Origin of the sequence: Kribbella steppae (genome assembly GCF_004342025.1) — a bacterium.
Lineage (GTDB): Bacteria > Actinomycetota > Actinomycetes > Propionibacteriales > Kribbellaceae > Kribbella > Kribbella steppae.
Window position 1 is genome coordinate 45951 of record NZ_SLWN01000019.1, and the last position, 22378, is coordinate 68328.

At 68.8% G+C, this 22378-nt stretch carries 23 protein-coding genes; 11 read left to right on the top strand and 12 right to left on the bottom strand.

The features are described 5' to 3' along the window. Positions 1-77: 77 nt before the first annotated feature. Both EV652_RS38750 and EV652_RS38755 read left to right on the top strand, forming a co-directional pair. Positions 78-1487 (top strand): MFS transporter, encoded by a 1410-nt coding sequence (locus tag EV652_RS38750; RefSeq protein WP_132215005.1) that lies wholly within the window; start codon positions 78-80, stop codon positions 1485-1487. A gap of 15 nt (positions 1488-1502) precedes the next feature. After that, complete coding sequence (locus EV652_RS38755) at positions 1503-1832, top strand: MmcQ/YjbR family DNA-binding protein (protein WP_132215007.1); 330 nt, start codon at positions 1503-1505, stop codon at positions 1830-1832. Here the strand turns inward: EV652_RS38755 and EV652_RS38760 are convergent. From EV652_RS38760 to EV652_RS38780, 5 genes are all read right to left on the bottom strand, one after another. Further along, positions 1829-2107, bottom strand: coding sequence for a hypothetical protein (locus EV652_RS38760; protein WP_132215009.1), 279 nt, complete (start codon positions 2105-2107; stop codon positions 1829-1831). The genes EV652_RS38755 and EV652_RS38760 overlap by 4 nt on opposite strands. A 78-nt stretch (positions 2108-2185) precedes the next feature. Continuing rightward, on the bottom strand, positions 2186-2530 hold the full coding sequence (locus tag EV652_RS38765) for a VOC family protein (RefSeq protein ID WP_132215010.1): 345 nt from the start codon (positions 2528-2530) through the stop codon (positions 2186-2188). A gap of 60 nt (positions 2531-2590) precedes the next feature. Next, positions 2591-3274, bottom strand: coding sequence for an SAM-dependent methyltransferase (locus tag EV652_RS38770; RefSeq protein WP_132215011.1), 684 nt, complete (start codon positions 3272-3274; stop codon positions 2591-2593). A gap of 214 nt (positions 3275-3488) precedes the next feature. Next, on the bottom strand, positions 3489-3872 hold the full coding sequence (locus tag EV652_RS38775) for a VOC family protein (RefSeq protein ID WP_132215012.1): 384 nt from the start codon (positions 3870-3872) through the stop codon (positions 3489-3491). Positions 3873-3954: 82 nt separating this feature from the next. Beyond that, positions 3955-5211, bottom strand: coding sequence for a neutral zinc metallopeptidase (locus tag EV652_RS38780; RefSeq protein WP_158441472.1), 1257 nt, complete (start codon positions 5209-5211; stop codon positions 3955-3957). Positions 5212-5316: 105 nt separating this feature from the next. On the opposite strand from EV652_RS38780, the gene EV652_RS38785 reads away from it, so the two are divergent. Genes EV652_RS38785 through EV652_RS38795 form a run of 3 tightly spaced genes read left to right on the top strand, consistent with a single transcriptional unit; the run spans position 5317 to position 9703 of the window. Then, positions 5317-7008 carry a DUF885 domain-containing protein gene (locus EV652_RS38785; RefSeq protein WP_199238645.1) on the top strand — a complete coding sequence of 564 codons (1692 nt, stop codon included), beginning with the start codon at positions 5317-5319 and terminating at the stop codon, positions 7006-7008. An 11-nt stretch (positions 7009-7019) separates the two neighbouring features. Next, positions 7020-8219 (top strand): Maf family nucleotide pyrophosphatase, encoded by a 1200-nt coding sequence (locus tag EV652_RS38790; RefSeq protein WP_132215016.1) that lies wholly within the window; start codon positions 7020-7022, stop codon positions 8217-8219. A 17-nt stretch (positions 8220-8236) separates the two neighbouring features. After that, positions 8237-9703 carry a peptidase M16 family protein gene (locus EV652_RS38795; RefSeq protein WP_132215018.1) on the top strand — a complete coding sequence of 489 codons (1467 nt, stop codon included), beginning with the start codon at positions 8237-8239 and terminating at the stop codon, positions 9701-9703. Here EV652_RS38795 and EV652_RS38800 read toward each other — a convergent pair. The 3 genes from EV652_RS38800 to EV652_RS38810 are packed head-to-tail and all read right to left on the bottom strand — an operon-like array spanning position 9700 to position 11853. Next, positions 9700-10059: a hypothetical protein gene (locus EV652_RS38800; RefSeq protein ID WP_132215020.1), complete on the bottom strand. Its 360-nt coding sequence runs from the start codon at positions 10057-10059 to the stop codon at positions 9700-9702. The two genes, EV652_RS38795 and EV652_RS38800, sit on opposite strands and share 4 nt — an antisense overlap. 10 nt (positions 10060-10069) lie before the next feature. Beyond that, positions 10070-10279, bottom strand: a complete 210-nt coding sequence (locus EV652_RS38805) for an acyl-CoA carboxylase subunit epsilon (protein WP_242002271.1) — start codon at positions 10277-10279, stop codon at positions 10070-10072. Continuing rightward, entirely contained in the window at positions 10276-11853 is a 1578-nt protein-coding gene (locus EV652_RS38810; protein ID WP_199238646.1) for an acyl-CoA carboxylase subunit beta, read from the bottom strand. The genes EV652_RS38805 and EV652_RS38810 overlap by 4 nt, the downstream gene beginning before the upstream one ends. Positions 11854-11946: 93 nt before the next feature. Here EV652_RS38810 and EV652_RS38815 point away from each other — a divergent pair, with 93 nt between their 5' ends. Next, positions 11947-13815, top strand: a complete 1869-nt coding sequence (locus EV652_RS38815; RefSeq protein WP_132215022.1) for a hypothetical protein — start codon at positions 11947-11949, stop codon at positions 13813-13815. Between the two features lie 79 nt (positions 13816-13894). On the opposite strand, the gene EV652_RS38820 is transcribed toward EV652_RS38815, so the two are convergent. Then, complete coding sequence (locus EV652_RS38820; protein WP_158441474.1) at positions 13895-14389, bottom strand: SCP2 sterol-binding domain-containing protein; 495 nt, start codon at positions 14387-14389, stop codon at positions 13895-13897. Between the two features lie 66 nt (positions 14390-14455). On the opposite strand from EV652_RS38820, the gene EV652_RS38825 reads away from it, so the two are divergent. The 3 genes from EV652_RS38825 (at position 14456) to EV652_RS38835 (ending at position 18639) form a co-directional block, all read left to right on the top strand. Further along, the gene (locus EV652_RS38825; RefSeq protein ID WP_132215026.1) at positions 14456-15082 is read left to right on the top strand and encodes a TetR/AcrR family transcriptional regulator; all 627 of its coding nucleotides are present in this window, start codon (positions 14456-14458) and stop codon (positions 15080-15082) included. 111 nt (positions 15083-15193) lie between these two features. Further along, the gene (locus tag EV652_RS38830; protein ID WP_132215028.1) at positions 15194-17833 is read left to right on the top strand and encodes a phosphoenolpyruvate carboxylase; all 2640 of its coding nucleotides are present in this window, start codon (positions 15194-15196) and stop codon (positions 17831-17833) included. Further along, positions 17833-18639, top strand: coding sequence for a biotin--[acetyl-CoA-carboxylase] ligase (locus tag EV652_RS38835; RefSeq protein ID WP_132215030.1), 807 nt, complete (start codon positions 17833-17835; stop codon positions 18637-18639). The genes EV652_RS38830 and EV652_RS38835 overlap by 1 nt, the downstream gene beginning before the upstream one ends. On the opposite strand, the gene EV652_RS46425 is transcribed toward EV652_RS38835, so the two are convergent. Then, positions 18636-18743 carry an MFS transporter small subunit gene (locus tag EV652_RS46425; RefSeq protein WP_439649122.1) on the bottom strand — a complete coding sequence of 36 codons (108 nt, stop codon included), beginning with the start codon at positions 18741-18743 and terminating at the stop codon, positions 18636-18638. The two genes, EV652_RS38835 and EV652_RS46425, sit on opposite strands and share 4 nt — an antisense overlap. After that, positions 18740-20134 carry an OFA family MFS transporter gene (locus EV652_RS38840; RefSeq protein WP_199238647.1) on the bottom strand — a complete coding sequence of 465 codons (1395 nt, stop codon included), beginning with the start codon at positions 20132-20134 and terminating at the stop codon, positions 18740-18742. The genes EV652_RS46425 and EV652_RS38840 overlap by 4 nt, the downstream gene beginning before the upstream one ends. A gap of 192 nt (positions 20135-20326) precedes the next feature. Between EV652_RS38840 and EV652_RS38845 the strand changes: the two genes are divergently transcribed. Beyond that, the gene (locus EV652_RS38845) at positions 20327-20926 is read left to right on the top strand and encodes a PH domain-containing protein (RefSeq protein WP_132215032.1); all 600 of its coding nucleotides are present in this window, start codon (positions 20327-20329) and stop codon (positions 20924-20926) included. 79 nt (positions 20927-21005) lie between these two features. Beyond that, positions 21006-21428 carry a protein-tyrosine phosphatase family protein gene (locus EV652_RS38850; RefSeq protein ID WP_132215034.1) on the top strand — a complete coding sequence of 141 codons (423 nt, stop codon included), beginning with the start codon at positions 21006-21008 and terminating at the stop codon, positions 21426-21428. Between the two features lie 81 nt (positions 21429-21509). Here the strand turns inward: EV652_RS38850 and EV652_RS38855 are convergent, their stop codons facing one another. After that, positions 21510-22259, bottom strand: a complete 750-nt coding sequence (locus EV652_RS38855) for a DUF899 family protein (protein WP_132215036.1) — start codon at positions 22257-22259, stop codon at positions 21510-21512. Positions 22260-22378: the final 119 nt, after the last annotated feature.

Below are 22378 nucleotides of genomic sequence, written 5' to 3' on the forward strand. Positions count from 1 at the left end.
ATCACTTGACATGTTATCAGTCGATGCATACTTTGGTCACCAAGCTTGTTATCAGTGAATTACAACTAGGAGTTGAGATGACGTCGACCGCTCTCGATGAGAGGTTCGAGCCTCCGACGACCCGCCGCCGCTGGGGTCTGGGCGCCGTACTGACCGCGGTGGGCATCCCCACCTTCATGGTCACGCTGGACAACCTGGTCGTGACGAACGCGCTGCCGGTGATCAAGGCCGAGCTCGGCGCCTCCCTGTCCGACCTGCAGTGGTTCGTGAACGCTTACACGCTCTCCTTCGCGGCGCTGCTGCTGACCGCGGCGGCGATCGGCGACCGGCTCGGCCGACGGCGGATCTTCCTGGCTGGGATCGCGCTGTTCACGCTCGCCTCGGCCGCCTGTGCGCTGGCGACCGAGCCGTGGATGCTGATCAGCGCCCGGGCGATCCAGGGCGTTGGCGCGGCGGCCGTCATGCCGTTGTCGCTGACTCTGCTGGCCGGCGCCGTACCCGAGAAGCTTCGCAGTGCCGCGATCGGTGCTTGGGGCGGCATCTCCGGTCTGGGTGTCGCCGTCGGCCCGTTGGTCGGCGGAGCCGTCGTCGACGGCATCAACTGGCAGTGGATCTTCTGGCTGAACGTGCCGATCGGTGTGGTCGCCGTACTGCTCGCCGCTCGGGTCCTGAGTGAGTCCCGGGGTACGCCGAAGCGGCTGGACCTGCCCGGGTTGGTCCTGGCGGCCGCCGGCGTACTGGCGATCGTCTGGGGTGTCGTGCACGGTGCCGACGACGGCTGGACGTCCGGCAGCGTGCTCGGGTCGTTGATCGCCGGTGTGGTGCTGCTGGTCGCGTTCGTGGCGTGGGAGCGTCGTACTCCGGCTCCGATGCTGCCGCTGCGGTTGTTCTCGGTACGGGCGTTCAGCGTCGTGAACATCACCTCGTTCACGTTCTCGGTCGGGGTGTTCGGGGCGGTGTTCCTGCTGGCCCAGTTCTTCCAGGTGGTGCAGGGCTACAGCCCGCTGGAGTCCGGCGTCCGGACGATGCCGTGGACGATGGCGCCGATGGTGGTCGCCCCGATCGCCGGGATGATCGTCGACCGGGTCGGGCCTCGCGTGTTGATCGCGTCCGGACAGGTGCTCCTCGCGGCAGCGCTCGGCTGGATCGCGCTGATCACCACGGCCTCGACGCAGTACGGCGAACTGGTCGTGCCGTTCGTCCTCGCCGGTGTCGGGATGGGCCTGACCTTCGCCCCGGCGGCGAGTGTCGTGATGGCGAGCGCGTCCGACGCCGACCGTGGTGTGGCGTCCGGGACCAACAACACCATCCGCGAGGTCGGTGTCGCGATGGGCGTCGCCGTCCTCGCCTCGGTCTTTGCCTCAGCCGGCTCCTACGAGTCCCCGGCCAGCTACGCCGACGGCCTCGTCCCCGCAGTCTGGACCGGCGCCGCCATCGTCGCCGCCGGAGCCGTCGTCGCCCTACTGCTGCCGGGTCGCAAGCGCTGACCTTAGGGTGTCAGGGTGCTGGCTGCTGACGACGTACGACGGATCGCGCTCTCCTTCCCGGAGGCGGTGGAGAAGGAGCGCTGGGGTCATCCGACCTTCGATGTGGCCGGGCGGATGTTCATCACCATCCCGGACGACCAGACGTCGTTCGCGGTGCGGTGTCCCCGGCTGGAGCGGGACGAGTTGATCGCGGCGGAACCCGAGAAGTTCTGGGTTCCGCGGCACGAGGCGGGTTCGAACTGGGTTCGGGCCCGCCTCGACGCGCTCGAGGACGCCGGCGAACTCCACGACATCCTCGCCGATTCCTGGCGCCAGGTCGCCCCAACCGAACTACTCGACCGCTAAGACCCCTCACTCTGACCGAGTTGCGCGTCCAGCTTGTCGTGCCAATCGGCATCGGCCAGGTCAGCGCGCACCAGGAGATCACGCCAATCCTGTGTGGCGAGCGCTCGAGCGTCACGAATGCGCGCGAGGTTACCCCGGCCCCACAGCACGATCGCCGCCTGGACGCGTTCGGACTCGTGGGCATCAGCGACCAGCCGGGCGATTTCCTCAGCGCTTCCTGGATCTGGAAAGTCGACCCGGATGCGCCGTAGAAGGCGTGGCGTCGTCTCGGTCATGTGAAGAAGGTGCCAGCCTGCATTGCACCTTCACAAGACGCGCATCTGTTGGCGGATCAGACGATCCCAGCCGCTTTGTCAGTTCACGCAGAACTCGTTGCCGTACGGGTCTTGCATGACCGTCCAGGACTCGCCTGCCTCGTCGTGGCGAGCGACGACGGTCGCGCCCAAACCCGTGAGGCGCTCCACCTCCGTGTCGCGGTCGTCGGCAAGCAGATCGAGATGGACACGGTTCTTTCCGTGCTTCGGTTCGGGGACTTGGATGAACAGCAGACGTGGTGCTCCGTCGGCAGGCAGGTTCACCCGGGCCGCAGTGCCCCAGTCGCCGTCGAGTTTCGCAGCGAGCGCGGTGGCCCACCAGCGGGCGACCGCGCCAGGGGACACGTCACAATCGACCGTAACGTTCATCAGGGAAAGACTCATGATGATCAGTGTCCAGCAAGCGCACGAGGCCGGCTGCCCGTGCGATTGCTTGGTGTGGGCCTAGCTGTTGCGGCGGGCAATGACTCGGGAGAGGCCGAGCGTTCGGCCACCGTCGGTGCGAAGCATCTGAGCTTCTTCCTGTCCCGGCGTACCACTGTCGTGATCGCATGCGTCATTCCACTGCAACCAGTCTCGCCACCCGTCGGGCAGTCGATCTGCGACCTCGACGGTGACCAGGCCGGTCTTCTCCCAGTGCCGCCGCCACCAGGCAGGGCTGTGCCAGGCGCAGAAGTCCCATTTCCAGTAGGGCTCGAGGTGTGGCGGGGGAAGCGTCTCGTACTCCTCGGCAAGACCGGGCTGAACGATGCCGATCTGGCCGCCGCGTTTCACGAAGCGTGAGTAGTAGCCGAGATAGAGGTCGTCAGTGCCGAAGTAGTGGTAGGCGCCGATGCTGATGAGCGCGTCGAAGAAGTCCTCGGCGAAGGGCAGGGCATGGGCTTCCGCGGAGATCGGGTGAACCTGGTCCTCTACGCGTGCCTCGGCCGCGCGGCGCAAGTTCTCGTCGGGCTTGATCCACAGGTCAGTCGCCCACACCTCAACACCGAACTCCTTGGCCAGGAAGATCGAGCTCAGAGCGGTGCCACAGCCCATGTCGAGTATCCGCATGCCGGGCTCAAGCGGCATGAGATCGGTCAAGGCCTCCGCCTGCCACACAGGGTTCGGCCCCATCCCGCCGTCGACCATCCACCGAGCCGAGTACCCGGCAGACCGCGGGTAGCGTTCGTTCCTCAGCAGCACGTCAAGCTCGGCATCATCCACGCGACCGAACTGTGGGCGAGTGCCTACGACCACGCAAGCGGTTATTCGCAGGCCCGAACGAGGCCCGCCCTGAATCTCGACGATGCCATCCGACGACTCGGGGGCACTGCTGACCGGGGCAAACCTACCGGCAACAGGCTCAGCTGCCGCTGCCGTACGGGCGGGTGATGATCTCCAGCCAGTGTCCGTCAGGGCCTTCCCAGTACAGGCCGCGGCCACCGTCCCCGTTGTTGATCTCTTGTGGTTTGCGCTTGAAGGGGTCGGCCCACCACTGGCGGCCGTCGTCCCGCAAGCGACCGAGGATGGAGTCGAACTCCTCCTCACTGACCAGGAAGGCATAGTGCTGGCCGCGGATCTCGCCCTCGGTGTCCATGAAGTCCAGGCTCGCCGCGTTGTCCAGCTTCAGCTCGGCGAACGGGCCGTACGCCGTCGCCTCCGGCAGACCGAGTACCTCGCTGACATCGCGAGCAGCAGCCCATCGGTCCTTCACGTGCACGATCGTGTGATTCAGCTCGACACTCATCGGGCTCTCCTGGGGGTTCCGGTCCTCAGTTGGTGCGTGGCCACCACTCTGCACCCGGCCCCCGTTCCCGGGAAGACCCCCGCTAGCTGACGTTGTTGGCTGAGGCGGTGAAGGTGTTGCAGGTGGCTGGGTTGCCGGTCTTGAAGGACTGGCCCATGAACCGCGCCTGGCTCGCCTTGCTGCCGTGGGTGCCCTCGTTCGGCTTGTCGCCGGCGGTGACGACCCACTTGTTCCACACCTGCAGCATCAGCCCGTTGATCGGGTAGCTGCGTTTGTTCACGGCGAGGAAGACACCGGCGAAGCAGTTCGCCTGGAGCTCGGTACGACGGTTCATCCGCAACCGGTCGGCGTACGAGTTGGCGTCGTACTCCAGATCGTGCGCGGCCTCCAGGATGCCGGTGACCTCCTGGACGTGGTGGCCGTACTCGTGGGCGATCGAGCGGCTGTACCACATCCGCGAGTACGCCTTGGACTCCGCGTCCGGGTACTCCATGTAGGTCTTCACGAAGACGTCGACCTTCATGTACATCATCTGGTTCGACGGGCAGTAGAACGGCACCGAGACCGGTCCGTTGCCGCAGGGCGTGCTGGTGCTGCTGCCGGCCCAGTAGGTCATCCGGGGTGGCACGAACTTGTAGCCCGCCTTCGCGACCAGCGGAGCCCAGCCGCGGTCCAGGCAAGGCTTGATCGCGGCCCAGTATGCGGCCGCATTCCGATTGTTGGTCGGGCGGACCCGCGGCTCACGGCAGTTCGTCGCCGCCATCTGGCCGGCCTTGTAGAGCTGGTTCTTGGCGACGACGTCGATGGCCTGCGGCTCCGGCGACTCCGTGGTCGTGCTGGTCGGCTCCTCGGTCGGCTCCGACGTGGGTTCCTCCGTCGGCTCCGAGGTCGTGGTCGGGGACGGCGTGTAGCGGCCCGAGCTGACCGGCGGGGTGTAGTCGTCGTCGGCGTTCTTGTTGATCGTGTTCCAGACGAACAGGCCGGCGACGGCCACCGCGAGGACACCGAGTACCAGGACGGCGGGCGCCTTGGACTTCTTCTTCGGCCGCTGCGGTTGCCAGCCGGGCTGGAAGCCAGGCCCGCCGGGTCCACCTGGTCCGGGCGGCCCGAAGCTGGGTCCCCAGCCGAACCCCTGTCCTTGTTGCGGCGCCATCGATGGCGGTCCGTACTGCGGCTGCCCGCCGTACGGACCGGGTGGCGGACCGTAATGACCGCCCTGCGGCGGGGGACCCTGCGGCGGGGGACCCTGCGGGGGAGGACCCTGCGGGGGGCCGGGCTGCTGGTACGGCGGGTACGGCGGGTTCTGTCCCTGCGGACCGCCGAACGGTGTCTGGCTCAACCCCGTTCCTTCCCTCAAATCGATGAGCTGCGCTGGACAGCGACGGCCACAGTATCGGCAGAAACAGGTCAGCCGGGCGGGGGCCCGGGAGGTAGGGTCGGCCAGGTGACTGATGCCATCACACCGACCAGCCCGATCGACCAGCTCTCCGAGCGGTACCTCGAGGAGTACGTCGCGCTGTCGCCGACCGCGGCGACGTTCATGGGAATCGAAGGCCACGACCACGAGCTGCCGGACTACACCCCGTCCGGTTTCGAGGCGCTGATCGACCTGACCCGGCGGTCCGTCGCCGAGGCCCAGGCCACCGCGACCGGCAGCCCCCGCGAGGAGGTCGCCAAGGACGCGTTCCTGGAGCGGCTCGGGCTGGAGCTGGAGACGTACGAGGCGGGCGTTCCGCAGCACCAGCTGAACGCGATCGCCTCTGTCCCGGCCGAGATCCGGCAGGTGTTCGACCTGATGCCGACCGCGACCGAGCAGGACTGGGAGACCATCGCGATCCGGCTCAACCAGGTCGGTACGACGCTGGACGGCTACCGCGAGACGCTGCTCGAGCAGGCCGCGCAAGGCCGGGTGTCGGCGCTGCGGCAGGTGAACGACCTGGCCAACCGGATCGGTAGCTGGACCGGCGCCGACGGTGACGACTTCTTCGCCGGGCTCGCCGCACAGGCGCCGGACAGCCCGGTGAAGGCGACCGTGGACGCCGCGGCCGCATCGGCGCGGAAGGCGTACGAGCAGTTCGGCGGCTGGCTGACCGCCGAGCTCGCGCCGCGGGCGCCGGAGAAGGACGCCTGCGGTCGCGAGGTGTACGAGCTTGCCTCCCGCAACTTCCTCGGTGCGACGATCGACCTGGAGGAGACCTACGCCTGGGGCTGGGAGGAGCTGGCCCGGATCGAGGCGGACATGCAGTCGATCGCGGCCGGCCTGAACGGCGGCGACCGCGGGATTGAGGCCGCCGCCGCGATCCTCGACAACGATCCGGCCCGCAAGATCCACGGCAAGGACGCGTTCCGGGACTGGATGCAGCAGCTCGCCGACTCCGCCGTGGCCGAGCTGGGCGGCACCCACTTCGACATCCCGGACGAGATCCGCACCATCCAATGCATGATCGCGCCGACCTCGGACGGCTCGATCTACTACACGCCGCCGAGCGAGGACCTGACCACCCGGCCGGGCCGGATGTGGTGGGCGGTGCCGACCGGCGTCGAGGACTTCGCCACCTGGCGCGAGGTCACCACCGTCTACCACGAGGGCGTCCCCGGCCATCACCTCCAGTGCGCGCAGACGATGCTCCGCACCGACCTGCTGAACCGGTGGCAGCGCATCGCCTGCTGGGTCTCCGGCCATGGCGAGGGCTGGGCCCTGTACGCCGAGCGCCTGATGGAGGAGCTGGGTTACCTCGAGGACCCCGGAGCGCGGTTCGGGATGCTGGACGCGCAGGGGTTCCGGGCGGCCCGGGTGATCATCGACATCGGCATGCACCTGGAGCTGGAGATCCCGCGGGACAACCCGTTCGGCTGGCGGCCGGGTGAGCGGTGGAACGCCGAGCTCGGGTTCGAGTTCCTCCGGGCGCACTGCCGGATGGAGACCGAGTTCCTGCGCGCCGAGCTCAACCGCTATCTCGGCTGGCCCGGGCAGGCGCCGTCGTACAAGGTCGGCGAGCGGATCTGGCTGCAGGCGCGGGAGGAAGCCAAGCAGCGCAAGGGATCCGCGTTCGACCTGCGCGCGTTCCACTCCGACGCCCTGAACCTGGGCTCGATCGGGCTCGACCCGCTCCGTCGCGCCCTCGCCAAACTGTGACTGGCCAAACTGTGACTGGCGAAGCTGTCCGGTTCGTGCTCGCGTCGGCGTCGCCGGCGCGGCTGAAGACGTTGCGCGGCGCCGGGGTCGAGCCGGAGGTGATCGTCTCCGGTGTCGACGAGGACAACATCACCGCGGACAGCCCGGGCGAACTGGCCCGCCTGCTCGCGACGCTGAAGGCCCGGGCCGTGGTCGCCAGCCTGACCGAGCATGCAACCGTGCTCGGCTGCGACTCGGTCCTCGAATTCGACGGTGTCGCCTATGGCAAACCAGGTACGCCGGAAGCCGCACGAGACCGACTCCGGTCGATGCGCGGCCGATCCGGCGTACTGCACACCGGCCACTGCCTGATCGACACCAACGCGAAGCAGGAACTCCGCGAGCTCGCGTCGACCACAGTTCACTTCGCCGACCTGACCGACGAGGAGATCGACGCGTACGTCGCCACCGGCGAACCGCTCGTCGTGGCCGGATCGTTCACCGTCGACGGTCTGGGCGGTCCGTTCGTGTCTGTGATCGAAGGCGACTACCACAACGTGGTCGGGCTTTCCCTGCCGCTGCTCCGCCGGATGCTCGCTCAGGTCGGGATCTCCTGGCCGGAGCTCTGGAAGTCGTCGCCACGGATCGAGTACGACGAGGACGAGGCCGCGAGGTACGACGACACGCGCGGCGGACCCGAACGCGCCCAGGCCGCCGCGGAAGCGGTCGACTCGCTGCTGACGAAGGGCGGCCGGGTCCTCGAGCTCGCCGTCGGCACCGGCATCGTCGGCGCCGAACTCGTTGCCCGCGGCAATCTCGTGCACGGGTTCGACCTGTCCACCGCGATGCTCCGGCACGCCCGGGTCCGGCTGCCCGGACACGTCGCGGCCGCCGACGCGGCCACGCTGCCGATCGCCGACCGCCGCTGCGACGCGGTCGTCGCCATCTGGTTGCTGCACCTGCTCGACGACAGCGAATCGATCATCGCCGAGGTCGCCCGCGTCCTCCGTCCCGACGGCGTGTTCATCACCACCACCGAGAAATCCGACGCCGGCCGCTACGCCGACGGCCGCCCCCCGAACGACACCCGCTCCCAGGACGCCCTCTCGCTACTCGTCGCCAGAGCAGCGCACCACGGCCTCATCCTGGACGCCGCCACCACCTTCCCCGGCCCACCCCGCAACACCGATCAGTCCCCGCTCTACCCGCTGGTGCGCTTCCGCCGTACCTGACCAGCTAGCGTTCGCCTGTGAGTGAGTACATCGACGGCGTCCGGGTGTTGCGGCACAGCGGTACGCAGAGCCACACCGACGTCACGTTGACCTTCGCTGTCGGTTCTCGGGACGAGACGCTGCGCACCGTCGGGGTCGCGCACGTGCTCGAGCACCTGGTGATGCACGCCGTCCGCGGGCTGCCGATCGAGATGAACGCCGAGGTCGACCTGATGACCACGACCTTCGTCGCGTCCGGGTCGGCCGCGCGGGTGGGGGAGTTCCTGACCGGGTTGTGTCGTGCTCTCGCCGAGCCGCCGGTCGAGCGGCTGGCGGTGGAGGTCGGTGTGCTCGCGGCCGAGGATGGTCAGGTCGCGCATCCGGTCGTCGCACAACTGCTGAACGTGCGGTACGGCGCCAAGGGGGCCGGACTGTCCTGGCTGGAGGGGCCTGGGTACGACGGGCTGACGCCGGAGCATGTCACCGCGTTCGCCCGGACGTGGTTCGTCCCGTCGAACGCCGTACTGCAGGTGACCGGTCCCGTGCCGGACGGCCTGCGGCTGGAGCTGCCCAGCGGTACCGTGCCGAGCCGTGTTCATCCCGCCGGCCGGTCCTTCGACGGTCCGACCGTGGTCGGGTACGGCATACCGGCGGCCGGTGTCCTGCTCACGTTGCCGCCGGACGATGCCGTACGGCGCTCCACTTTGACGATCGACGTACTGCGGAAGCGGATCGAGGAGGAGTGCCGCCACGTCGGCGGGCACAGCTACGACATCGGCGCTGATCTGCTCGCCGGTCCGGGTGGAAGCAGCGACTGGGTGGTGTACGCCGACGCCAGGGAAGGCAGCGAGGAGGCGGTGTCGCGCGCGTTCGTCGAGGCGCTGACCGACCTTGCTGAGAACGGTCCGACCGAGGCGGAGCTCGCGTACCAGGTCGCTCGCTGTCAGGAACGACTCGACGCCGACGAGCCCGAGCTCCGTCGCGCATTCAGCAACACGATGGGCCGGATGTTCGGCGAGCCCGAACTCGAGCCGATCGACCGCGACGGCCTGGCCGGACTGCAGCCGGCCGACATTGCCGCCGTACTGAAGTCCGCTCTTCCGACAGCAATCGGCTACGCCTACGAGGACAACCTCGAGAGCTGGGAGCAGGCCGGTTTCCGCCGGGAAACGCTCTGCCCGGTGATCTCCGAGGTGCCGGCCGGTAAGACGTTCAAGCCGCCCTTGACGGCGCGGGCCTTCGTCAAGGACGCCCGGTCGATGCTCTGGGTGCGAACCGATGCAGCCCTGGTACTGCGTGACGTCGACGGAGTGCACGAGATCCGCTGGGACGAGATCGCCGGCGTGATGCGAACCAACGACGGCACGACGGTGGTCCTCGGCTTGAACGGGTGTGCGATCCCGGTCGACGCCGACATGTTCCGCGGCGCCGGCACCCTGCTCACCGAACTCACCGAGCGGGTCCCGCAAGACCTCTGGTTCGACGAGACGAAGGTCGACGCCTAGGCCTTCAGGCCCGACTTCTCGTCGAGTAGCTGCAGCAGGTCGTGGGCGGCTAGTTCGACGGCCTTGTGGCGCCACTCCGAGGCGCGGTAGACGGACGCGATCAAGGCGGTCCGATGGATCCGCCGGAAGTCGCCGATGACGAACCCGTACCGGGCCTTGGTCTCGTCCGACGGACCGACCGTGAGGCCCAGGTGCCAGGCGGCGTACTCCTCCCAGCTGTGGTTCTCCAGGTACGCGTTCTGGTCGTCCGCCCGGGGCTGCACCTCACCCCAGTCGCTGTCCAGCACGTACTGCCGCCCCTCGATCAGCCGCTTCGCCTGCTCGACAGCCTCCGCATTGACCTCGTACTTGGCCATAGCCTCAGTGTCACGGATGAGCGGACGCGCGCCAACGACCCGGGCCGGGGTGGAAGGGTTGACGTGCGTTGCGCCAGTACGTCGCCCAGTTGCTGGCCCGGTCGGGTTCGGCCGGTACGGCGCCTGCCGCCGAGCGGGCCGCGACGACGGCGACCAGGGCGGCGAGCTCCTCCGGAGTCGGGTCTCCTTTGACGACCTGCAGAATCGGCTCAGTAGTCACAGTGGGATGTTCCCATGCTTCTTGGGTGGCAGGGTGTCGCGCTTGGTGCGGAGCAGGCGGAGCGCGCGGATGATCTCGGCGCGGGTCTCGCTCGGCTTGATGACGGCGTCGATGTAGCCGCGCTCGGCCGCGATGTACGGGTTGGCCAGGTGGTCCTCGTACTCGGTGATGAGCTGCTGCCGGCGGCTCTCGGCGTCATCGGCCGAGCCCAGCTCCCGGCGGTACAGGATGTTGACCGCACCCTGCGCGCCCATCACTGCGATCTGGGCGGTCGGCCAGGCGATGTTCATGTCCGCGCCCAGGTGCTTCGAGCCCATCACGTCGTACGCGCCGCCGTAGGCCTTGCGGGTGATCACGGTGATCATCGGCACGGTCGCCTCGGCGTACGCGTAGATCAGCTTGGCGCCGCGGCGGATGATGCCGTTCCACTCCTGGTCGGTGCCGGGCAGGAACCCGGGGACGTCGACGAAGGTCAGGATCGGCAGGTTGAACGCGTCGCAGGTGCGGACGAACCGGGCCGCCTTCTCGGAGGCGTCGATGTCCAGGGTGCCGGCGAACTGCATCGGCTGGTTCGCCACCACACCGACCGGGCGACCCTCGACCCGGCCGAAGCCGACGATCATGTTCGGTGCGAACAGCGTCTGCACCTCGAGGAAGTCGCCCTCGTCCAGCACCGCCTCGATCGCGGTGTGCATGTCGTACGGCTGGTTCGGCGAGTCCGGGATCAGCGTGTCCAGGGCCAGATCGGTCTCGTTCGGTTCCAGGTCGGCGTCGAAGTCGTAGACCGGCGGGTCCTCCAGGTTGTTCTGCGGCAGGTGACCGACCAGCGCCTTCACCCACTCGATCGCGTCCTCCTCGTCGCTGCCGAGGTAGTGCGCGTTACCGGACTTGGTGTTGTGCGTCCGGGCGCCGCCGAGCTCTTCCTGGGTGACGTCCTCGCCGGTGACGGTCTTGATCACGTCCGGCCCGGTGATGAACATGTACGACGACTCGTCCACCATCACGGTGAAGTCGGTGACCGCGGGGGAGTAGACCGCGCCGCCGGCACACGGGCCCATGATCAGCGAGATCTGCGGGATCACCCCGGAGGCCCGGACGTTGCGGCGGAAGATCTCGCCGTACAGGCCGAGACTGACCACGCCCTCCTGGATCCGGGCGCCACCGGAGTCGTTGATGCCGATCAACGGGCAGCCGATCTTCATCGCCAGGTCCATCACCTTGACGATCTTCTCGCCGAACACCTCACCGAGGCTGCCGCCGAAGACGGTGAAGTCCTGGGCGAACACGCACACCTGCCGGCCGTCGATGGTGCCGAACCCGGTCACCACGCCGTCGCCGTACGGGCGGTTGCCGTCCAGGCCGAAGGCGGTCGACCGGTGCCGGGCGAACTCGTCCAGCTCGGAGAAGGAGCCCTCGTCCAGCAGCAGCGCGATCCGCTCGCGGGCGGTCTTCTTCCCGCGGGCGTGCTGCTTCTCCACCGCGCGCTCCGACCCGGCGTGCACGGCCTCGTCGAGTCGGTGCTCGAGGTCCGCGATCTTCCCGGCGGTGGTGTGGATGTTCACGGTCTCTCCCATAATCGGGCAGCCTAACCGGGTACGCGCCCCTACGTGCTGTGACGTCCGCCGCAGCTCCGCGGCTGAACCCGCGTCACGGGTAGGTTGCCGTGCGTGGCTGACCCGCATGTCGATGACCTCATCCGCACGATCAACCAGCTCGTCGTGGCGGACACCAACGGCCGGTCGATGGCCTCAGGCAACCAGTTGCCCGGGGTGACGAACAGCAACCAGAGGACGCTCAAGGCGCTCGCCGAGAGCCTCGACATCCCGGCGAGACTCGCGCCGAGCCCGGTGGCAGTGGTCAATCGAGGCTCCGGAGAGGCGTACGACCAGCGGCCGGCGATCCGGGCTGCCTTGACGGAGGTGGTGGCGAGCTGCGCCAACACGCTGGAGCCTCAGAGCCCGCCGCCCGAAGCGGCCGACCCGAACGACCGTAGCCGTCTCGGCATAGCCGTCAGCAGGGCGTATGCCGCGTCCGCGACGCCGCGGCTCTTCCCGAACGGAGGGCGGGACGACCTCGGAGTCTTCTCGCAGCCGGTGCTGGAGGGGGACACGGCCGCCGCGCGGGCGCTCGCAGTGGCGATTGGCGCGCGGACCGCGCAGCGCCACGAGAAGGTGCTGACCGCTCTCGTGGGCGCCGGCCGCGGTGCTGCGGCTCCGGCCGCCGCCCGGATGTTGCTGGACACGAAGCCAGGCTTCGCCACGCTGCCCGATCCCGAGCAGGAGGCGGTCGTGGGGCTGGTCGCTCAGCAGCTCGAGACCACCTTCGCCTCCCGCGACCAGCAGCGGGCCGCGGCGCGCGAGCTGACCGAGGAGCTGGAGAACCGGCGTGAGGACGTCACCGGCGGCGCGGGCGCGATCGACGTGGCGAGCAGGCTGGCCGCTGAGCAGGTCCAGGAGCTGCACGACTTCTTCGATCGCTTGCCGGAGTCGCATCCGGCCAACCAGGCCCGGGCTGAGAAAGTCGCCGGAGCACAGGTCGATCGGCCGGAGTCGGTCGACCAGCTGGTACGGCGGATCGAGCGGACGGTCGGTGAACTGACAGGGACGCGCCACTCGATGTGGAACACCGACATCCAGCCTCAAAACGGTCAGTCGCCCGACCTGACACTCCGCCTGACCGAGAACCAGGCCCTGGCTCTGCGGGAGCTGACCGAGAACGGCCAGGACGGTCCGCTGGCACCGGAGGATGTGACTGCCGCGCGGGAGGGGATCCTGGTGGCCACCTCGTCCCACACGCGGTGGGCCGTGCCGGACAGCTACTCCTTGCGGGCCGAGCAGGCGGCCCGGTCCGTCGCGCCGCGGTTCACCACGATCGAGCAGGCGGTCAGTACGGCGTTCGCCGAGGACCACTTCAACGAGATCGTCGACCGGAACCTGCCGGCCGGGCTCGCGGAGCAGGTACGGCTGCCGGAGGCGCCGCGGCTGGACGAGAAGTTCGCGCCGGCCGCGCGGGGGCTCGCGAACGCCATCGATGTGGCCACAGAGCGGCCGGCCGGTGAGACGTTGCGCCGGATGGCCGGCGAGGGCCGGGCCGGGATGGCGATGGCGGCGGCCGAGGTGGTCGTGGCCGACTCCGCCGTCGAGCCGGTCGAGCGGCCGTTCGCCGTACGGATGATCGCCGATGAGATCGACAAGAGGTTCGACGAACTGCCGGCGCAACTGGAGTCCTGGAGCGCAGGCGAGCAGACGGGGATGTGGGACCGGGACGTCGATGATCCGCACCTGTACGGGCAGCAGGTCGGGCGGCTTGCCCACCGGATGGCCGAGATCTACGGGGAGGACCCGGGACTGGCCCAGCGGGAGTCGGTCGCGGCCGACCGGGCGGCCGCGCAGCAGAACTCTTCGGCCAGGTTTGCTCCCGGCCACGACCCGGCTGCCGCCGGCTTCGGTGGGGTCAAGGCGCCGGCCAACTCGCCCTCGACGAGCCAGGCGGCCACCACCGAGCAGCCCAAGCCACGCGGCCTCGAAGGGCGCTGAACAGGCCGGCCGAAGGCCGCCGAACGGGCGCCGAACGGGCCGGATAAACGGGTGCTGAACTGGTCGGCCGAACGGCTTGTCAGGCCGGGCCGACGGCGAAGATCTTGGTCAGGCGGGCGGCCAGGGCGAGGTCGCCGCGGACCGAGAGGCGTTGTTTGAGGACGGCCGTGACCGGGTCCTCGTTGCCGGTGACGACGCGGAGCAGGGTGGCCGGATCGGTGCGGATGGAGATGTCGGCGTGCTCGGGCTGATCGTCGAGCAGGATGCAGCGGCCGTCGCAGACCCGGATCCAGAACTCGTCCACGTCGGCCGGACCACCAGTACGTCCTCCACCCGGCCCCGCCCCCGTGATCTGCCAGGCGACGACTGCGTCGAACCCGGCAGCCCGGGCCGGTCGGAGGTACTCCGGCATCCGGCGAAAGATCTCGCGCAACGCGATCTCCCGCACGCCCCCGATGAGCCGATGCCGAAGCTCCCGCTCCGACGTCCGGTCGACCAGCCGGGCCAACTCGCTCGCGTCCAGGGACGTCAAGCTGTCCGACTCCAGCCACCCGGCGGTGCCTCGCTCGGTCACTCGACCACCCCCGGGCAGCTTCCTACCAGACCGTAGGAATTTCCTACGATGAGGTAGGTTTGTCAAGTGGTGGACGACGGAGAACCGCGGCGCCGCGCGGCCCATCTGGGACCGGAGCGCCGGCGCCCGATGATCCTGGACGCCGCCCTGGAGGTCTTCTCCGCCAACGGCTACGCCGGTACGACGATGCAGTCGGTCGCGGATGCCGCCGGAGTGACCAAGCCGGTCGTCTACGACTGCTTCGCCAATCGCGACGAGCTGCTGCTGGCCCTGCTCGCCCGCGAGGAGCAGCATCTGATCATCTCGATCGTCGCCGCGCTGCCGGCCGATCCGAGCGTCGGCACTCCCGAGGAGCACGTCCTCGACGGCCTGACCGCTTTCCTCACCTCCGCCGCGAAGCATCCGCAGTCCTGGCGGATCGTCTTCGGGGCCCAGTACGGCGCCGCGCCGGTGGTGGCCGAGCGCGTCCGGGCCGCCCGCGCGTTCCTGGTCGAGGGCCTGCGGCTGACCCTGCTGAAGTCGTTGCCCGGTGTCACGGACCCGGACGCGAACCTGCCGGTCCTGGCCGAGTTGCTCGCGTCGATGACCGAGGCCTGTGCCCGGATGCTCGTCGTCGACGGCACCGACCGCAGCCCGGCCGAGTTGGCGAAGGTCGTGTCGCAGGTCGTCGGCGGCGGGTTCGGCAACGTCTGAGCGCCGTACTGAGAAGTAGCTGATTCGGTCTCTTTCCTTGGGGTCACGATCGGGCTTCCAGCAGGCGGACTATGCGGCGCGGGCGTGCGGCCGCCGATAGGGTGGGCGAACGTGACCGACACCGGTAGTGAGACCCGTACCCGCGCGCGGTTCGAGGTGCCCGAAGAACTTCGGGCCGACGTGCGCCTGCTCGGCGAGATCCTCGGCAAGGTGCTCGTCGAGTACGCCGGTCAGTCGCTGCTCGACGATGTCGAGAAACTCCGTGAGCTCACCATCGCCGGTGACGGCGCGGCGGCCGAGCAGCTGGTCGCGTCCTGGCCGCACGAGCGGGCCGAGGACGTCGCGCGGGCGTTCACCTGCTACTTCCACCTGACGAACCTCAGCGAGGAACTGCACCGGGCCCGGGTGCTGCGCGAGCGCGATCGGGTCGCCGGCGACAGCTCTGGGGCGCCAGTGGTGTCCGAGCTGGCCCAGGCCGTCGAGCAGATCGCCCAGGAGAGCGGCGAGCAGCAGGCCCGTGCGCTGCTGAACGGGCTCGAGTTCCGCCCGGTGCTGACCGCGCACCCGACCGAGGCCCGGCGTCGCGCCGTCCTCGCCACCATCCGCCGCATCTCGTCGCTGCTGGAGGAGCGGACCGACCCGCGGGCCGGCGACAGCGAGCTGGCCGAGAACCGGCGCCGCCTGATCGAGCAGGTCGACATCCTCTGGCGTACGTCGCAACTGCGCACCAGCCGGCCGTCTCCGCTGGACGAGGTGCGGTCCGCGATGGCCGTGTTCGAGGAGACGCTGTTCGATGTCGTCGGCAACGTCTACCGGCGGCTCGACGACGCGCTGGCCGGTGACGCGGCCGGCACGAAGCTGCCGGTGGTGGCGCCGTTCGTCCGGCTCGGCTCGTGGATCGGCGGCGACCGCGACGGCAACCCGAACGTCACCGCCGCGATCACCCGCGAGGCCATGCAGATTCAGGCCGACCACGTACTGCGTGCGCTCGAGCAGGCCACCGACGCACTCGGCCGTGCGCTGACCCTGGACGCGGCGACCACTCCGCCGTCCGCGCCGGTCCGCCGCATCCTGGAGGACGCCCGCGCGGTCAACCCGGACCTGATCGCCGACATCGAGACCCGCTCGCCGGCCGAACCACACCGCCAGCTCCTGCTCCTCGCAGCGCGCCGGTTGGCCGCGACGCGCTCCCGCGACGCCGACTTCGGCTACCCGAGGGCCTCTGACTTCCAGCACGAGCTCAAGGTGCTGCAGGACTCGCTGGTGACCGCAGGAGCTCCGCGGCAGGCGTACGGCGAGCTGCAACAGCTCATCTGGCAGGTGAACTCGTTCGGCTTCCACCTGGCCGAGCTGGAGGTCCGTCAGCACTCGTCGGTCCACACCAAGGCGCTGGAAGAGGTGCTGAGCGGTGGTGAGCTCTCCGACCAGACCGAAGAGGTGCTCGCGACTCTCCGGGTGATCGGTCAGATCCAGCAGCGCTTCGGCCCCGAGGCATGCCGCCGGTACGTCGTTTCGTTCACCCGCAACGCCGGGGACCTCGCAGCGGTCTACGAGCTGGCGGACGCCGCGATGGACGGTCGTCCGATCGAGCTGGACGTCGTACCGCTGTTCGAGACCGGCGAAGACCTGCAGAACTCGGTGGAGGTGCTGGACAACGCGATCCAGCTCACCCGGGTCCGGCACCGGCTCACCGCCAACGACAGGCGCTTCGAGGTCATGCTCGGGTACTCCGACTCCGCCAAGGACGTCGGACCCGTGTCGGCGACTCTCGCCCTGTACGACGCGCAGGCGCGGATCACCTCCTGGGCGCAGCGCAACGCGATCCGGCTGACGCTGTTCCATGGCCGTGGTGGTGCTCTGGGTCGTGGCGGTGGTCCTGCGAACCGCGCCGTACTGGCACAGGCTCCGGGTTCGGTGGCAGGGCGCTTCAAGCTCACTGAGCAGGGTGAGGCGATCCCTGCTCGCTATGGCAATGCGGCGATCGCGCAGCGGCACATCGAGCAGGTGACTGCGGCGACGTTGCTGGCGTCCACTCCGGCTGTGGAGGAGCGGGCGGCTGCGGCGGCCGAGCGGTTCGCGGTGGTGGAGAAGACACTCGACGAGGCCGCGCGTACGACCTACCACCGGCTGGTGAAGGCGGACGGCTTCGCGGAGTGGTTCGGCCGGGTGACTCCGCTGGAGGAGCTCGGGCAGCTGCCGCTCGGTTCGCGTCCTGCTCGTCGTGGTGTGGCGGTGTCGTCGCTGGAGGACCTGCGGGCGATCCCGTGGGTGTTCGCGTGGTCGCAGGCTCGGGTGAACGCACCCGGCTGGTACGGCCTGGGCTCGGCGCTGTCCGCGGTCGGTGACGTTGCCGTACTGCGTGATGCGAACCAGAACTGGCCGCTGTTCCAGGTGATGCTGGAGAACGCGGAGATGTCGCTGGCGAAGACCGACCGGCGCATCCTCAGCCGCTACCTGGAGCTGGGCGACCGGCCGGACCTGACCCAGCTGATGCTGGACGAGCACGCGCTGACGACCGCGTGGGTGCTCAAGGTGCTCGACCAGGACCGGCTGCTGGCCGGACGGCGGGTGCTGGGCCGTGCGGTCGAGCTGCGCAACCCGTACGTCGACGCACTCAGCTACCTGCAGTTGCGGGCGTTGCGGACCCTGCGGACGGATGACTCGGTGGACGAGGAGCAGATCGTCCGGACCAGGCGGCTGCTGTTGCTGACCGTGTCGGGTGTTGCGGCCGGCCTGCAGAACACCGGCTGATGTTCAACGACCTGGAGCGGCCCCCACTCGACGCACGCTTCCTGCAGGGACGACTGGTTCGACCTGGCTCGCTGTGGACGCAGATCGACGTACTGGCCGAGACCGAGTCGACCAACGCGGTCGTAGCAGCTGCAGCGAGTTCCGGCGCCGCTGAAGGACTGATCGTCACTGCAGAGCACCAGTCGTCGGGTCGTGGGCGGCTGGGGCGCACGTGGACCACTCCGGCCCGGTCTGCCTTGCTGATGTCCGTACTGCTGCGTCCGACAGCTGTGCCGGCAGCCCGGTGGCCTTGGCTGGGTCTACTGGTGCCATTGGCCGTTGCGGCCGCCGTACGACGGGTGGGGGAGATCCCGGCCCAGGTGAAGTGGCCGAACGACGTACTGGTCGAGGGCCGCAAGCTGGCCGGCATCCTGCTCGAGCGGGTGGACGGACCGGCTGCTGTGGTGGGGATCGGGCTCAACGTGACGCTGCGGGAGTCGGAGAAGCCGCACCCGGCTGCGACGTCGCTGGCGCTCGAGGAGGCGGCGACGACCGACCGGGCCACGGTGCTGGCCGCCGTACTGCGCGAGCTTGCCACTCGCTACCAGGCGTGGGTCGATGCCGATGGAGATCCGTCGACGATCCTGCCGGAGTACCGGGAGCACTCCGCGACACTCGGCCGCCTGGTCCGGGTGGAGCTACCCAACGGCACCTTCCTCGAGGGCAGGGCGCGCGATCTGGACGATGACGGGCGGTTGATCGTGGACACCCCCGACGGCCCTCGACCGTTGGCCGCCGGGGATGTCACGCATCTGCGCACCAGCTAACTGGTGAAGATCTTCGCGGCCGTGATGAGCGTCTGGATGATGCCGTAGCCGAGCAGTACGGCGACCAGCAGCCAGGAGATCACCAGGCGTGGGGTCTGGTTCATTTCGCCGCCTCCATCGTCGACTCGGACCGCTCGTGGAAGCGGGCGGCGACCGGACGGATCAGCAGGTTGGCGACGAAACCGACGGCCAGGACGCCGACCATCGTGAACAGGGCCGGCCGGTACGCCTCCGCCGTCAGCGTGCCCGGTTTCCCTTCCCGGTCGAGGAATCCGTTGATGATGAGCGGCCCGGCGATCCCGGCCGCCGACCACGCGGTCAGCAGCCGCCCGTGGATCGCGCCCACCTGGTAGGTCCCGAAGAGATCCCGCAGGTACGCCGGTACGGTCGCGAACCCGCCGCCGTAGAAGGACAGGATCACCGCGGCCAGCAGGACGAAGATCACCGTGCTGTTGTGGCCGACGGTGGCGAGCAGGAAGTAGGCGATGATGCCGACGCCGAGGTACATCGCGTAGATGGGTTTGCGGCCGATCACGTCCGAGGTACTGGACCACCCGAACCGGCCGGCCATGTTGAAGATCGACAGCAGGCCGACGAACCCGGCCGCCGCGGCGACCGCGACCGTCGACTTGCCGTCATCGCCGCGGAAGAAGTCCTGGATCATCGGGCTGGCCTGCTCGAGGATGCCGATGCCCGCGGTGACGTTGCAGAACAGGACCACCCACAGGCACCAGAACTGCGGGGTCTTGATCGCGTTCGCGGCCGAGACGGTGTTCGTGGTGACGAGTGCCTTCTGCTTGACCGTCGCCGGGTCGAAGCCGGCCGGCCGCCAGCTGTCGGCGGGCACCCGGATGTTGAACACCCCGAACATCATGATCACGAAGTAGCCGAGGCCGAGAGTGAGGAACAACGCCACCAGCGCCCCGCCGCCGGCCACCGACGCGCTGTTGCCGGGGTCGTAGTTGTCGTCGTACAGGCTGAGCAGTTGACGTGACAGCGGACTGGCGACGAGTGCGCCGCCGCCGAAGCCCATGATCGCCAGGCCGGTGGCGAGACCGGGCCGGTCCGGGAACCACTTGATCAGCGTGGAGACCGGGGAGATGTAGCCGATGCCGAGGCCGATCCCGCCGATGAAGCCGTAGCCCAGGTAGACGATCCACAGCTGGCCGGTGCCGATGCCGAGGGCGCCGACGAGGAACCCGGTCGCCCAGAAACAGGCCGACACGAACATCGCCTTGCGCGGCCCGTTGCGTTCCACCCAGGTGCCGCCGATCGCGGCGGACAGGCCCAGCATCACGATCGCGATGCTGAAGATCACCCCGATCGCGGTCTGACTGGTGTCGAAATGCTTCACCAGCGAGGTCTTGTAGACGCTCGTCGCGTACGCCTGGCCGATGCACAGGTGGACGGCGAGCGCGGCCGGCGGGATCAGCCAACGGCTGTACCCCGGCGGCGCGACGGTGTGCTCCCGATCGAGTACCGACAAGATGGCCATCACGGCTCCTTCTCTTGCCCCCCAGCTGTTACCCCTCGCGCATACTGGCGCACTGTATGCATTTTGTGAAGAGTTAAACCACTCTGCGGAAGACATCGTGTCCGCGCGGGCAATCGGCGTACGACGTACGTCGTTCCGGAGCCGCCGTGTCGGGACGGGACAAGGGAACCCGGGAACTGTGACACTGGTGGCATGGCGATCTCGGCGAAGTTGTTGGGTGAGGACGAGTACGTCGTCGTCAGCACCCGGACGCACTGGAAGGCGCTGATCTTCCCGGTGTTCGTGCTGCTCGTGGTGGCGGGGGCAGGTGGTTTCCTGGCCGCGATCGTGCCGACCGGCAGCATGCAGACCCCGGCCCGGATCGCGATCCTGGCCGTCGGTGTGGTGGTGCTGGTGACGTTCGCGGCCAAGCCGTTCCTGAACTGGTTCTTCTCCACCTACACGCTGACCAACCGGCGCCTGATCACCCGGCACGGCATCCTCACCCGGACCGGCCGGGACATCCCGCTGATGCGGATCAACGACGTCTCCTACGAGCACGGCCTGATGGACCGGATCCTCCGCTGCGGCACCCTGCACATCGAGTCCGCCGGCGAACGCGGCCAGGTCATCCTGCCCGACGTCCCGCACGTGGAACACGTCCACCTGCAGATGTCCGACCTGCTCTTCGGCGGCCCCGAAGGCAAACCCGGCGACGGCATCCTCGACGACGAGCAACCCCCGACCCACATGCGCCGCCGCGCCGAGCCGGAACCGGACACCGAGACGCTCTTCAGCTCCGACGACAAATAACCAACTCAGGTCATCTCGCAGAGTTGCTCGCCGTCGCGTTCAGCAGCATCTACTGCTGAGCACTGGACGGAGAAATGCTGTGGAGCAATGGGATTCGAACGCACCTGGGGTGTTGCGGCTGCCGTCTGGCCGGCTGGTTCGCGGCCGTGGTCTGCGCAACGGACTCCCGCCTGGCCAGACCCCTACCTTCGGCGTCTACCTGCTGGGCAAGAAACCGGAGCCGGTCAGCTGGGACGCCCGGTGGATCCACTGGCCGGACTTCCGTGTGCCCTCCGACCGGGAAGGCACACGGAAGATCTTGGCCGAGGCGCTGGACCGACTGGACCGCGACCGGGTCGAGTTCGCGTGCGGGGGTGGCAAGGGACGGACCGGTACCGCCCTGGCTTGTCTGGCGATCCTGGACGGCGTACCGGCGGACGAAGCGGTGGCGTTCGTCCGCGCGAACTACGACCGGCATGCCGTGGAAACCCCTTGGCAGAAGCGCTATGTCCGCAACTACTGACCCAGCCGCGCACACCATTCCGCCCGTCGGAAGCAGGCGCGGCCATGGCTCATCCACCACCGGAGCACGCGCGGCCATGGCTCATCCGCAGCAGTGTCCGCGCGGTGCGTCGGCGGATTCGTCGAGCGGTGCGGCGCCCGGCCTGGTCCACTGCGGGACGGGGCGTCCGTCCTTCTTCCACCAGGTGTACGTCCGATCCTGCGGCCAGCCCTCCGGCGAGTCTTCCCAGGCTTCCTGACGGCCGTAGACCGTGAGATCGAGCAGGTGGGCCTGCACCATGGTCGCTTCGACGCCGCGCCCGATCGTCTCATTGGTGAGGAACACACGGTCGCCGTCGCGCAGGTAGCAGGCGATGTTGCCCGGTTCGTCGATGAGCCCGGCACCGACGCCGTCATCCTCGACCCCGACCATCGAGTACCACGGCAGCGTGTAGCCCATGAATGCGCGGAACGGCGCGATCTCCTCCCACGGTCCCTCGCAGAAGACCGCGAAGGACACCCCGCGATGGTTCAGGTAGCTGGCGTCGTGCACGTCGAAGATGCTCGCCGTGCACCCCTCGCACTGGCCTTCGATCCCCGCACCGAGGTGCCACATGTGCTTGTAGGCAATGAGTTGGCCGCGGCCGTCGAAGACGTCCAGGAAGGGCACCGGCCCGTTCGGGCCGACCAGTGTGGCCGAGGCGTCGACCTCGGTCATCGGCAGCCGGCGCCGGGCCGCCGCGATCGCGTCTCCCTCGCGGGTGTGGGCCTTCTCCCGGCCGAGGAGGGCCCGGCGTTCACGGTTCCAGGTCTCTCGGTCGACGATCGGCGGCGATGCGGTCGCTCCAGTCATGGGGTTCTCCTTGTCGGTCTGAGCCCATGCAGGCTCGTGGTGTCAGAAATACCGACGAGCGACCCGGCGCATCGTCATCGCACCTTCTTGGCGACGGCGCCCAGAACGGCCAAGATACG